The 12116-nt window shown below is 61.4% G+C and carries 12 protein-coding genes; 7 read left to right on the top strand and 5 right to left on the bottom strand.

What is annotated here, in order from left to right:
• Positions 1–32: 32 nt before the first annotated feature.
• A complete protein-coding gene (locus tag V5N47_RS10270) occupies positions 33–680 on the top strand; it encodes an RNA ligase partner protein (protein WP_338730289.1) in 648 nt (215 codons plus the stop codon).
• 419 nt (positions 681–1099) lie between these two features.
• Here the strand turns inward: V5N47_RS10270 and V5N47_RS10265 are convergent, their stop codons facing one another.
• A complete protein-coding gene (locus V5N47_RS10265; protein WP_338727301.1) occupies positions 1100–2578 on the bottom strand; it encodes a CoA-acylating methylmalonate-semialdehyde dehydrogenase in 1479 nt (492 codons plus the stop codon).
• A gap of 171 nt (positions 2579–2749) precedes the next feature.
• On the opposite strand from V5N47_RS10265, the gene V5N47_RS10260 reads away from it, so the two are divergent.
• From V5N47_RS10260 to V5N47_RS10235, 6 genes are all read left to right on the top strand, one after another.
• Positions 2750–4084, top strand: coding sequence for an aminotransferase class III-fold pyridoxal phosphate-dependent enzyme (locus V5N47_RS10260; RefSeq protein ID WP_338727300.1), 1335 nt, complete (start codon positions 2750–2752; stop codon positions 4082–4084).
• A complete protein-coding gene (locus V5N47_RS10255) occupies positions 4084–4602 on the top strand; it encodes an Lrp/AsnC family transcriptional regulator (RefSeq protein WP_338727298.1) in 519 nt (172 codons plus the stop codon). The genes V5N47_RS10260 and V5N47_RS10255 overlap by 1 nt, the downstream gene beginning before the upstream one ends.
• Positions 4595–5749 carry a M20 family metallopeptidase gene (locus V5N47_RS10250; RefSeq protein ID WP_338727296.1) on the top strand — a complete coding sequence of 385 codons (1155 nt, stop codon included), beginning with the start codon at positions 4595–4597 and terminating at the stop codon, positions 5747–5749. The genes V5N47_RS10255 and V5N47_RS10250 overlap by 8 nt, the downstream gene beginning before the upstream one ends.
• 45 nt (positions 5750–5794) lie before the next feature.
• Positions 5795–6256 (top strand): metal-dependent hydrolase, encoded by a 462-nt coding sequence (locus V5N47_RS10245; RefSeq protein ID WP_338727294.1) that lies wholly within the window; start codon positions 5795–5797, stop codon positions 6254–6256.
• Between the two features lie 295 nt (positions 6257–6551).
• Positions 6552–7712 (top strand): iron ABC transporter permease, encoded by a 1161-nt coding sequence (locus V5N47_RS10240; protein WP_338727293.1) that lies wholly within the window; start codon positions 6552–6554, stop codon positions 7710–7712.
• Positions 7712–8575: an ABC transporter ATP-binding protein gene (locus V5N47_RS10235; RefSeq protein WP_338727290.1), complete on the top strand. Its 864-nt coding sequence runs from the start codon at positions 7712–7714 to the stop codon at positions 8573–8575. Before V5N47_RS10240 ends, V5N47_RS10235 begins: the two co-directional genes overlap by 1 nt.
• 9 nt (positions 8576–8584) lie before the next feature.
• Here the strand turns inward: V5N47_RS10235 and V5N47_RS10230 are convergent, their stop codons facing one another.
• The 4 genes from V5N47_RS10230 to V5N47_RS10215 form a co-directional block, all read right to left on the bottom strand.
• The gene (locus V5N47_RS10230; protein ID WP_338727288.1) at positions 8585–9235 is read right to left on the bottom strand and encodes a phospholipase; all 651 of its coding nucleotides are present in this window, start codon (positions 9233–9235) and stop codon (positions 8585–8587) included.
• Positions 9232–10206, bottom strand: a complete 975-nt coding sequence (locus V5N47_RS10225) for a ring-cleaving dioxygenase (protein ID WP_338727287.1) — start codon at positions 10204–10206, stop codon at positions 9232–9234. Before V5N47_RS10225 ends, V5N47_RS10230 begins: the two co-directional genes overlap by 4 nt.
• Before the next feature lie 136 nt (positions 10207–10342).
• Entirely contained in the window at positions 10343–11608 is a 1266-nt protein-coding gene (kynU, locus tag V5N47_RS10220) for a kynureninase (protein WP_338727286.1), read from the bottom strand.
• 35 nt (positions 11609–11643) lie between these two features.
• Positions 11644–12102, bottom strand: coding sequence for a pyridoxamine 5'-phosphate oxidase family protein (locus V5N47_RS10215; protein ID WP_338727285.1), 459 nt, complete (start codon positions 12100–12102; stop codon positions 11644–11646).
• Positions 12103–12116: the final 14 nt, after the last annotated feature.

Genomic DNA, 12116 nt, shown 5'->3' with positions numbered 1-12116 from the left:
TATCTATTGCCATGCGAGACGAACTGGTGGTGATGGCGGACTATCCGTTGAAACAACGCTTCGTGCTCGACACGTCTACGTTCATCACCGAGGAGATACGCGACGACGACGAAGAGTTAGAGCAGGCGGTCGATAGACTGTTAGACCTCATCGCTGAAGCGAAGCTCAAACTCCACATCTCGTGTTACATTCCTCCCTCTGTTTACGACGAACTCTCGCGGATGCTCGAGGACAGAGGCGTCTCAGATGAGGTACTCTCGAAGCTCAACACGTGGCTCATCAAGAAGAATCCAGACCGATATACGGTGATGATTCCAGCAGAAATCGTCTACGAGTTCATCGAAGAGATGAGCAATCGCGTAGACAGAGGGCTGCGCGTCTCTGAAAAAGCCGTGCGAAAAGCAGAGGAGTCGAGAGATGCAGAGAGTACCGACCAGCTGAGCGAGGTCGACAAAGTCATCTCAGACCTGCGTTCTGAGTATCGCTCGACGCTGCGCCGGGGGATTCTTGATTCGCGCGAGGACTTCGATTTGCTCATTCTCGCGCGGGAACTCGAAGCGGGCGTCGTGACCGAAGATACGGGCATTATCCACTGGGCAGAAGGGTTTGGACTCAGGTATCTGAAAGGGCGGGATTTTCCGTCACTGCTGACCGAGTATTTGGCAGCAAGCGAAACGTGAGTGTGGTCTCAGAGATGAAACTCAGAGGAGTGATAGCAACCGAGAGCCGCAATTAGGACCCGAACGGGAAACGTTTTCCATACCCCTCTACGGCTCTTCTGGTTTCCCAGTTTCACGAATGATGCTTACGCCCCATCCGTTACATGGCCTTCATAACGCGCCTTCCGGAAGGCAACGTTTGTGGGTTATTTCGGTTCTCCTTCGGAGCGTTGACTTCGTTCTCCTTTCACAGAGACTCAGTTGTTGCCCCTAACCTCTTCCGTACTGTCTGAAATCAGATTTTCTGGAACAGATCGTTCGGTGTATCCTTGCGGTTCCCGATACAACATATGGTACGCCACATCATACCATAAAGCTGCGTGCGTTTGCTCAGACACGTTCGTACAGCAGAAAAAGACAGTAGAGAGTTCAGCCGTGAGTTAGGCGTCCGGCCACCGCTCGATGAAGATGGTCTTGTCCGTGTAGAACTGAATCATGTCTTCGCCCTGTGCGTGGAGGTCGCCGAACGCAGAGGCCTTCCGGCCACCGAAGTGGAAGAAGGCCATCGGCGCGCTCGTCCCGACGTTGACGCCGAGGTTGCCCGCTTGGGCTTCGTTGCGGAAGCGTCGGGCGTCTGCGCCCTCGCGGGTGAACAGGCTCGCGGCGTTCCCGAACTCGCTCTGATTCAGAGTGTCGATCGCTTCGGTCATGTCGCTCACGCGGACGAGGCCGAATACGGGGCCGAAAATCTCCTCGCGCGCGATGGTCATGTCCGGGGTCACGTCGCCGAAGATGGTTGGGCCGATGAACTCGCCGTCGTAGCCCTCGACTTCGACGTCGCGGCCATCGCGCAGGAGCGTCGCGCCTTCGTCGACGCCACTCTGGATGTGCCCGCGCACGCGCTCTGCGTGGGGCGCAGAAATCATCGCGCCGATGTCCGTGTCCTCGTCGAGTCCGTAGCCAACGACCTGTTGGTCTGCGAGTTCGACGACGAGGTCTGCGAACTCATCGTACACCGACTCGTGGACGAGCACGACGTCGTTTGCGAGACAGCGCTCGCCTGCACACGCGCACGCAGAGGAGACGGTCTGCTCTGCGGCGTGGCGGAGGTCTGCGGATTCCGCGACGATGATGTGGTTTTTCGCCCCACCCTGTGCTTGGACGCGCTTGCCCGTGGCGGCGGATTCTTTGTAGACGTGGCGTGCGACCGGCGTACTCCCGACGAAGGAGACGCCTGCGATGCCCTCGTGTTGGATGAGCGCGTTCACGGTGTCTTTGCCACCGTTTACGAGCTGGACAACGCCGTCCGGGAAGCCCGCTTCGTCAATCAGTTCGAAGATGCGCTGGGCGACGAGTGGGTCTTGTTCGGATGGCTTGAGGATGAACGAGTTGCCCGTCGCAACCGCGTACGGAAGGAACCAGAGCGGAATCATGCCCGGGAAGTTAAACGGCGTGATGGCGGTGAAGACGCCGAGTGGCTGGCGGACGGCGGCCTCGTCGATTCCGGGGGCGGCGTTTTCGAGGAAGCCCGCCTGCATCATCGACGGGATGCCACACGAGACTTCGACGTTCTCGATGCCACGACGCAGTTCGCCCATCGCCTCGTCGAACGTCTTGCCGTGTTCTTGGACGAGAATCTCTGCGAGCTCTTCTTGGTGTTCGTCGAGCAGCGCCTTCAGCCGGAACAGTGGCTGAATTCGCTCGACAACTGGGGTGTTGCGCCACGTCTCGAACGCTTCCTGTCCGGTGGCGATTGCTTCGTCTAGTTGGTCGGTTCCGGTGAACGGCACGTAGGCGAGTTCGTCTCCCGTCGCGGGGTTGATGACGGCCTGCCCGTCATCGCTCTCGACTGCGGTCCAGTTCCCACCGACGTAGTTGCGTACCTCTCCCGTCTGTGAGAGGGCGTCAAGTGAAACCATGTGCGTGAACGGTTCTCAGCCATCACCATAAATCTTGGTCGGTCAAACGTCTAGTCGAATTCAGATTTTTTCGAACACTGTTCAATTGTTTTGGGAAACTACACGAAACAGTTGTCTGATTCGACTGTTGAGCAAAAGATTAACCACACATGAGAGTCGATGTCAAGCCACATGACGAGCGACGAGGCTGAAACTGGGATGAACGAACTCGAACAACTGGACAAAAAACACGTCTTCGGCACGTGGTCGTATCAGAAAGAAGTCAGACCGACGCAGGTCGTCGGCGCATCTGGTAACCGCATCGAGACGGCAGACGGGAAGTCGTACCTCGACCTCTCTGGCCAACTCATGTGCTCGAACCTCGGCCACTCGGCCGACGCCGTTGCAGAGGCAATGGCAGAGCAGGCAAAGACCGCGGCGTACGTCGCGCCGGGCTACACCACCGAAGCGCGCGCGAAACTCGGCGAGAAGCTAGCAGAAGTTACCCCTGGAAACCTCTCGAAGACGTTCTTCTCGACGAGCGGCACCGAAGCCATCGAAGCGGCCATCAAAATCGCTCGCTTCGTCACGGGCAAGCAGAAAATCGTCTCGCGCTACCGGTCGTATCACGGTTCGACCTACGGCTCGATTAGCGTCACCGGCGACCCACGGCGGCTGATGGCAGAACCCGGCATTCCAGGCACCATCAAAGCGCCCGACCCCTACGCGTACGGTTCGACGCTCGAACCGATGGAGAGTCTCGAGTACATCGACGAGATGCTGATGCTCGAAGGCGACACCGTCGCCGCGATTCTGGTCGAACCAATCGTTGGCTCGAACGGGATTCTCGTCCCGCCACCTGAGTACCTCCCCCGCCTGAAAGAGATCGCCCACGACCACGGCGCGCTGCTCATCGTGGACGAAGTGATGGCCGGGTTTGGCCGCACTGGCGAGTGGTTCGGCTGTGACCTGTTCGACGTGACGCCCGACATCATGACGATGGCAAAGGGCCTCACCGGGGCGTACGCACCGCTCGGCGCGACCATCGTCACCGACGAAGTCGCCGCGCACTTCGAGGACAACATGTTCTGCCACGGCCACACCTACTCGGGCCACCCGGTCGCCGTGGCTGCGGGGCTCGCCGCGGTCGAAACCTACCAGCGCGACGGCCTCATCGAGCAGGCCAAAGAACGCGGCGAGTACCTCGGCGCGAAGCTCGACGAACTCGCGGAGAAGCATCCGAGCGTGGGCGAATCGCGCGGTGTGGGCCTGTTCCGCGGCCTCGAACTCACCAAGAGCACCGAAGGGCGCGTGCCGTTTGGCCAGCGCGTGGACAAGATTTCGACCGGAAAAACGGTCGTTGACAAAGTCTCCGGAGCCGCGAGCGAACAGGGCGTCTACGTCGCAAACATGATTAACACGCTCATCATCGCGCCGCCACTCACCATCACCGAAGACGAAATCGACGAGGCGGTCGCCGCCCTCGACACCGCGCTCGAAGTCTCCGACGCGGCGATGGAGGAGTGATGGAAGGCGTCGCCGCCGTGACGCTCGATGAGACCGACTTCGCGTTGCTCTCTGCGGTCGAGCGCGACTTCGACGTGAGCTTAGAGACGCTCGCGGACGAACTCGGACTGTCGAAATCCGCCGTCCATTACCGGCTCTCGAAGCTCAAAGAAAAGGGCGTGATTTCGGGTGTCACCGCGGACATCGACCCGCACGCCCTCGGGCTTTCGACGGTGATGATTACGGAGGTATCGGTGACCCACGAGCGCGGCTATGCAGACGAGATTGGCTCACGGCTCACCGAGATTGGCGGCGTCCAGCACGTCTACTACACCATGGGAGACGTGGACTTCATTGTCATCGCCCGCGTTGCCTCGCGCGAGCAGATGAACGACCTCGTAGACGACATCGTCGCCGTAGAGGGCGTCGATGAGACATCCTCACACTACGTGATGAAAGAACTCCCCGTCGCAGGCAATCGACTGCTCAACCTCTCTGAGGCGCAAGCAGACGCGTTGCTCTCCGTAGACAATGACTGACGAACTCACCGAACTCATCCAAGACCTCGTTCGCATCGAGACCGAGAATCCACCCGGCAACGAAGCCGCCGCAGCCGAGTACATCCACGACTGGTTCACAGAGCAGGGCATCGACTCGTGGCTGGTCGAAGAGCCGTACCCAGACCGCCCGCAGGTCGCCGCCCGGGTCGGTGACGGTGACCCGACCATCGTCCTCAATGGGCACATCGACGTGGTTCCCGCGGGCGACCCAGAGCAGTGGGACTACGACGCCTACGGCGCAGAAATTGACGACGGGAAACTCTACGGCCGCGGCAGCGTGGATATGAAGGCGCAGGTTGCGATTGGCATGCTGCTGGCGCGAGACCTCGGGCCCGAACTCGAATCCGGCGACCTACCCGGGTCGGTCGTCGTCCACGCCGCGATTGGCGAGGAAACCGGCGAACCCGGCACGAAGGCGCTGCTCGAAGCAGGCTACGATGGCGATTACGGCGTCGTTCTTGAACCGACAAAGATGCGCACCGCGACAAGCGAGAAGGGCCTCGCGTGGTACGAAATTGCCGTCGAAGGCGCACCCTCGCACGCCAGTCGCCCCGACCAAGGCAAAAATGCGATTATGCATGCCCGCCCGCTGCTCGACGCTATCGAGGCGTACGACGCAGAACTCCGCACCCGAACCGACCCGCTCGTCGAACAGGCCTATGCGACGGTGACGAAGTTCGAAGCCGGAACCAAAGAAAACGTCGTCCCAGAGCGAGCCACAATCACGATTGACCGCCGGATTCTGCCGGGCGAAGCGGTCGAAGGCGTGGACGCAGAAATCGACGACATCGTGTCTGAGTTCGCACAGGAACACGACGCAGACGCGTCGTGGGAACGGATTCGTACCTACGAAGCCGCAGAAATCGACGTGGACAGCCCGCTCGCTGAGGTGTTCAGAAAGCACTCAGAAGACGTGGGCGGCGTCGCCCCCGAGCCGTGGGGGATTCAGGCCTCGACCGACGTGCGAAACTTCGTCAACGACGCCAGCGTCGAGGCGATTACGTGGGGGCCGGGCGACCTCTCGCGTGCCCACTCGTTCAACGAGTACATCGAACTCGCAGAAATCGAGGCGGGCTACGACGTGTTAGACCGCGCGGTACGCGAGTTGCTCACGAACGAGTCCTAACGACGTCCCGGCGGCCCTAACTGACCGTGTGCCGTCTGGCGGGGCATGGTAGACCTCGCCGGGCACGTCGGCTTTGCGCTCGCACTCTCCGTGCCCGTCTGGCTCAAATTCGGTCGCAAGGAGAGTTTGCTGTTTCTTGCACTCGCAGCCCCGACCGCGCTGCTCCCCGATGCTGACCTCTTTCTCAGAGCCGGGTTTCCGGTCGAACACCACGGCATCACCCACACCGTCCGGTTCGCGGCGACGCTCGCGCTGGTGTTGGGTGGCCTCACAGCAACCGTCGTCGCCCCTCTGCTTCGTAGGCGTATCGACCGCTACCTTGGCGCACAGCCGGAGACCGGACAGGTGTTTGCCTTCTCCGCGCTCGCCGTCTTCACCGGGGCGTCGACCCACCTCGTCGCGGACAGCTTCTCAGTGCCGGACATCGCCCCGCCGGTCAAGCCGTTTCTCCCAGTTTCCGACACACCCGTCATCATCGATGTCATCTGCTACGACGCGGTTTTCTGAAACTTCGGCCTGCTCGGCGTGATGTTGCTCATCCACGGTACCACCTTCTTGTACGGGAGGCGAACCGCCCGTGCGAATTTGTTTTAGGGCGGCCGAAAGATAGGAACGTTTTTACTCGTTTAGGCACGCCTAAACTTCATGGGCGGCGAGTGTGGCCGCCGACGCGGGGGTCACCCCTCACCGAACGCGGGGGTGGCGGTCATCGTCAAAGCCGACCAGTTGGGCCGTGGCCGAACTGCAGCAGACTGCTGAGCGTCGCACGGGCCGCCACCCTCACCTCACGAAATTCCGACTCATGAAAAGCGAGAATACGACACAAACGAACCGGGCAGGGAGTAACCGAGAGAGCCGTCTTGGGTGGGTTACGAGCGAACTGCTCATCGTCATGCTCGGGAGTACGGCCATCGTCGTCGCCGCCGGACTGATTCAGATGAGCTTCGGGTCGTACTCGATGACGGTGACCCAGACGTGGGAGGCGTTTTTCGACCCGCTCGTCTGGACGAACCCGCAGGTGCTCCTTCAGTTCCTCCTCGGCGAAGATCTGATGAAAACCGTGCTCGGCACGCTCGGGATGTCAACGGCGGAAATCGACCTTTCGAACGAGACGCTTATTGTCTGGAACATTCGCCTGCCGCGCGTGCTCGTCGCCGCCCTCGTCGGGATGAACCTCGCTGTCTCGGGAGCCATCTTCCAAGCCGTGACGCGAAACGAACTTGCGAGTCCGTTCATCCTCGGCGTGAGTTCCGGGGCTGGCCTCTCGATTCTCCTCACGCTCGTCGTGTTCTCGGGGCTGTCTGCGTTCTTGCCACTCATCGCCTCGGTGGGCGGTGCGGTCGCGTTCTTCATCGTCTACGCAATCGCGTGGAAAAACGGGACGAGTCCGGTGCGGCTCGTGCTCGCGGGCGTCATCGTCTCGACGATTTTCGGCTCGCTCCAGACGGCGCTGTTTTTCTTCGCAGACGACATCGGCGTCGTCCAGACGGCCATCGCGTGGACGACGGGGTCGCTCACGGGCGTTGACTGGGAGCAAGTCCGAATGGTGCTCCCGTGGACGATCGTCTCGATGGGCCTCGCCTTCATCGCCTCCCGGCAGTTGAACGTGCTGTTGCTTGGCGAGAAAACCGCAAAGTCGCTCGGCATGTCCGTCGAGAAGGTTCGCTTTGCCCTCTCGGGGATTGCGATTCTCGCGGCGTCTGCGAGCATCGCGGCGGCCGGGATTGTCGGCTTCGTTGGCCTCATCGTCCCACACATGGTGCGCAACCTCGTCGGCAGCGACTACAAACGGCTCATCGTTGGCTGTATTTTCATCGGCCCAGCGCTGATGGTGAGCGCCGACATCGGCGCGCGCCTCGCGCTCAATCCGGTGCAAATTCCAGTCGGCATCGTCACCGGACTCGTTGGCGGGCCGTACTTCCTCTACCTGATGCGCAAAAAGCAACAACTGGGTGAAATCTGATGGGAACTCACACGAACACAGACGGTGGCGTTTCGCTGTACGACGAGCCGGAATCCGACGAGATACCGGCCGCGAGCAACCTCGTCGGCGAAGACCTCGCCATTGGCTATCCGACGACGAAACAACCGATTGTCGAGTGTGAGAAGGTCGTCATTCCCGCGGGCGAGGTCACGGCGCTCGTCGGGCCGAACGGCTCCGGCAAGAGTACGCTGTTGAAAGGAATGGCAAAACAGCTCTCGCTCGACCGCGGGCACATCCTCTTAGACGGCGCGGACGTGCACTCACTCGGCTCGAAGGCGGTAGCCAAAAAGCTCGGCCTACTCTCACAGGAACACGACTCGCCGGGCAGCCTGACGGTTGAAGACCTCGTGTACCACGGCCGCTACCCGCATCGTGGCTTCTTCGAGACCGTCACCGAGGACGACCACGCGGCGGTCGAACGAGCCATCGACCTCGCGGGCGTCACTGAGATTCGAGACGAGGAGTTGGGGAGTTTGAGTGGCGGCCAAAAACAACTCGCGTGGATTGCGATGGTGCTCGCCCAAGACACGGACGTGTTGTTGTTAGACGAGCCAACGACGTACCTCGATTTACACCACCAGTTGCGCGTGATGGAGGTCATCCGGACGCTCAAAACAGAGCGCGACGTGACCATCGCCGTCGTGCTCCACGACATCGGGATGGCCGCGCGCTTTGCGGACAACCTGATTGCGATGAAAGACGGCGCGCTCTATGACTGGGGACCGCCGCGAGACGTCGTGACGAAAGACCTGCTCGCGGACGTGTTTCACGTCGATGCGGACGTCGATGCAGCGAGCGAGACTGGCCCGCACATCGCGCCCCATCGAGCGCTCGAAAAGTAGGTTCAGTCGTTACGCGACGAGGTTCGCGACGAGTTCCCGGACGGCGTCGATTTCGTCTTCGTTTACGGTGTGACCCATGCTCCGATAGATACGCTCATCCACGTCCGCGCCGAGGTCGGTGAGGATTTTCGTCGTCTCTTCGACGCGGTCGAGCGGGATGTGTGGGTCTGAGTCGCTGCACCCGAGGAACACGGGCGTCTCTTCGAGGTCGCCTTCGTAGTCCCACGGCGTGCCGCGTGGCCCGATGAGGCCTGCGCTCAGGCCAGCCAGTCCGCCGTAGCGTTTGGGGTTGCGGGCCATGTATTCACAGGCGAGACAGCCGCCCTGCGAGAAGCCAATGAGCGCCGTGTTCTCTGGTGGGATACCAGCGTCTGCAATCTTTGTGAGCAACTCATCGACGAGTTGGAGTGCAGAGGTGAGGTGTGGCTCGTTGGTCGAGATGTGGTTCATGAACGAATAAGGATACCACGTATTGTTCGCGGCCTGTGGCGCGAGATAGGCCACGTTGTCGATGGCGAGCTGGCCACCGAGTTCGAGGATGCCAGTCGCCATGGCTCCGCGGCCGTGGAGTAAGATGACGGCGGCGTCTGCCTCTTCGAGTGGTGTTCCTGCAGTCGATACTGGCTGTCCTTGGTGTGGGTGGGTGTCGGTTTCGCTCATTGGTCTGCCTCCATCGTTGCTGGACTGGAGATGTCGAGTGGGGTGAGTTTCGACTCGATTTCGCTGCGGCGGCCTTCGAGCCACTCGGGGAGGACGAGGTGCGTGCCGAGGGCGTCGAGTTCTTCGTCTACGGTGTATCCGGGGTTCTCAGTCGCAATCTCAAACAGGATACCGCCGGGTTCGCGGAAGTAAATCGAATGGAACCACTTGCGGTCGATAACGTCCGTGACGTTGAGATTGCGCGCGACGAGCGCCTTGCGCCACTGTTCGTGCACCTCGTCGTCCGGGACGCGGAAGGCGACGTGGTGGACGGTGCCCGCACCGGGGACGCCGCGGCCGCGCTGTTCGTCTGCGACGATATCAACGACAAAGCCGAGGTCGCCGTCTGCCCGGAATCGGGTGCGCGCTGCGTCAACGTCGCCAACGCGCGCATAGCCCATCGCTTCGAGTAAGTCGGTCGTCGGGCCCGCGGTGTGAAGCGCGAGTGTCACGCCGAAAAAGCCACGAATCTGGTGGGCTTCGGGGACGGGACTGTGTTCCCATGGGTTGCCCGCCGGGGCGTCAGGGTGGGCAACGAGTTCGAGTTGCAGGCCGTCGGGGTCGCGGAACGGAATGACCGTCTCGTCTGCCCGGGGTTCTGGTTCTGCGTAATCGACGCCGAGTGCCGAAAAGCGCTCGACCCAGAACTCGACTGCGTCCGGGTCGATGAGAAAGGATGTCGTCTGTACTTGCCCAGAGCCAACGCGCCCCTGTCGGGCGTGTTCGATGGGGAAAAAGGTCATTGACGTGCCGGTCGAGCCGTTGCCATCGCCGTAGAACAGGTGGTAGGTGTGAACTTCGTCTTGATTCACACTCTGCTTTACGAGACGCAGCCCGAGCGTCTCGGTATAGAAATCGACGTTTCGCTGCGGGTCGCTCGCGAGCGCCGTGACGTGGTGAATGCCGCCCGTCGGTTCGAAATCTGAAGTCACGTTGCTACCATCTACGGAATGGGTACGAAAATACCTTCGCAGACGCCCGGGCCAGTCAGTATCACATGTCTCCGCGCGAATACGAACTCAAATGTGGGTGACAACTGCTGAAACGGCCGGACTGAACTAGTCGTGCTCACGTAACGCCGCCTTGTCGCGGGTCGAACTGCGCGTACGCTTCGTCTGTCACCACCGTGCGAAGGTGCGAACAGACGTGCCACACGTCTTCGAACGTCGAATAGAGCGGCGCGGGACACACCCGAACGACGTTCGGCGGCCTGAAATCGACGATGACGCCGCGAGCTTTGAGCGCGAGCGAGATGCGGTAGGCTTCGTCGTGTTCGAGGGCAATATGCCCGCCGCGTTGGGCGTGGTCGCGGGGTGTGCCGACCGCGTAGCCACAGTCGCTGAGTTCTGCGTCAGCCAGTGCGACGAGATAGTCCGTAAGCGCGAGCGATTTTTCTCGGATTGCCTCAATCGAAGTCTCCTCGAAGATGTCGAGCGCGCCGGAAAGTGGTGCGGCGCTCAGAATCGGGATGGTTCCGATTTGCCACGCGCCCGCAGTATCTGCGGGTGTGAAGTCGTGGCGCATCTCGAACTGCGTGGCCTTGTCGTGACCCCACCACCCCGCGAGCGCGGGCGTTTTGCCGAAGTGTTTTTTGTTGACGTAGAGGCCCGCGATGGCTCCCGGCCCGGCGTTCAGGTACTTGTAGGTACACCAGACGGCGAAGTCCACGTCCCACGCCGCGAGGTCGTGAGGGAGTGCGCCCACGGAGTGCGCGAGGTCGAACCCGGCGAACGCACCGTGGTCGTGGGCCGTTTGCGTGATTCGCTCGATGTCGAGCAACTGCCCGCTCCGGTAGAGCACCGAGGGCATGAACACGATGGCTGTATCGTCGTCTACGGCCGCCTTGATGTCGGCTTCGTCGATGGTGCGCCCGTCACGGCTTTCGACCACCCTGAGATGGTCGTCGGGGTCGAGTCCTCGCAGGCGAAGCTGCGACTGGATGGCGTAGTGGTCGGTCGGGAAGTCGAGGTCGTTTACGACGACCGTGCCCGGATTGTCGGCGAGGAAGGTGCCGATGAGCGTGTGGATGTTGACCGTCGTGGAGTTGGCGACGACGACTTCCTCGGGTGTCGCGCCGACGAGCGGGGCGAGGCGCGCGCCCAACTGCTCGCCGTAGTGAAACCAGTCTGGATCTGCGTCCGTCCAGCCGCGGATGGCGAGGTCGCGCCAGTCGTCGACAGCACGAGAGAGGGTGCGTTCTGCGTCGGTCGAGGCGAGGCCGAGCGAGTTGCCGTCCATATAGAACTCGTCTTCGCGCGTGTGAAACCGCTCGCGCAGGTGGGTGAGTTCGTCGGCCGCGTCGCGCTCGCGGGCGGCGGAAAGCGAGGTGTCCATACGCGACCCACGGTCTGCGCCGAGAAAGCGTTTGATTACGCAGCGTCGGGACCTTTTCGACCCGTTACGTCCGCGATTCTGAGCACGGCCCGACGAATCGTCGTCACCACGTCACTGCCGGGAAACAGGTTCGGATACCACGCGTTGTCGTCCATGAGCGCGTCCATGTCGCCGTATTCGCCGTCTTCGACGTGGTCGAGCGGGCCGGTCGCGACGACGCTTCGCCACCGCTGGGGCGACTCGATGGCGAAGGTGACAAAACACGCCTCCTCGGTGCCGTCCGCGAAGTCGAGCTTTTTGCTTGCATCTCCAAACTGGATGAGTTCGAAAAACAGGCGGTCGGTGCCATCGAACGTAAACGAGACGGGGACGGCGTAGGCACGCCGGTCTGCGGCGAGCGAGAGCGTCCCGACGCCCTGTTCGTAGAGGAATTCGACTATCTCTGCGCGGTTCATCTCGCGTCCCTGCCCCACGTCGGGAACTGCATCGCTCATGATTCGTCACACGG

Origin of the sequence: Haladaptatus sp. DJG-WS-42, assembly GCF_037198285.1 — an archaeon.
In the GTDB taxonomy this organism is placed as follows: Archaea; Halobacteriota; Halobacteria; order Halobacteriales; family Halococcaceae; genus QDMS2.
Note: the sequence above shows the minus strand (reverse complement) of the source record. Positions and strands in the feature narration are given on the sequence as shown.

What these genes read in the sequence shown, in the direction of transcription:
- kynU (WP_338727286.1), bottom strand. Translation starts at nt 11,608, where the DNA reads ATGGACACCTCGCTTTCCGCCGCCCGCGAGCGCGACGCGGCCGACGAA.
- V5N47_RS10215 (WP_338727285.1), bottom strand. Translation starts at nt 12,102, where the DNA reads ATGAGCGATGCAGTTCCCGACGTGGGGCAGGGACGCGAGATGAACCGC.
- V5N47_RS10250 (WP_338727296.1), top strand. Translation starts at nt 4,595, where the DNA reads ATGACTGACGAACTCACCGAACTCATCCAAGACCTCGTTCGCATCGAG.
- V5N47_RS10255 (WP_338727298.1), top strand. Translation starts at nt 4,084, where the DNA reads ATGGAAGGCGTCGCCGCCGTGACGCTCGATGAGACCGACTTCGCGTTG.
- V5N47_RS10245 (WP_338727294.1), top strand. Translation starts at nt 5,795, where the DNA reads ATGGTAGACCTCGCCGGGCACGTCGGCTTTGCGCTCGCACTCTCCGTG.
- V5N47_RS10270 (WP_338730289.1), top strand. Translation starts at nt 33, where the DNA reads ATGGCGGACTATCCGTTGAAACAACGCTTCGTGCTCGACACGTCTACG.
- V5N47_RS10260 (WP_338727300.1), top strand. Translation starts at nt 2,750, where the DNA reads ATGACGAGCGACGAGGCTGAAACTGGGATGAACGAACTCGAACAACTG.
- V5N47_RS10240 (WP_338727293.1), top strand. Translation starts at nt 6,552, where the DNA reads ATGAAAAGCGAGAATACGACACAAACGAACCGGGCAGGGAGTAACCGA.
- V5N47_RS10265 (WP_338727301.1), bottom strand. Translation starts at nt 2,578, where the DNA reads ATGGTTTCACTTGACGCCCTCTCACAGACGGGAGAGGTACGCAACTAC.
- V5N47_RS10230 (WP_338727288.1), bottom strand. Translation starts at nt 9,235, where the DNA reads ATGAGCGAAACCGACACCCACCCACACCAAGGACAGCCAGTATCGACT.
- V5N47_RS10235 (WP_338727290.1), top strand. Translation starts at nt 7,712, where the DNA reads ATGGGAACTCACACGAACACAGACGGTGGCGTTTCGCTGTACGACGAG.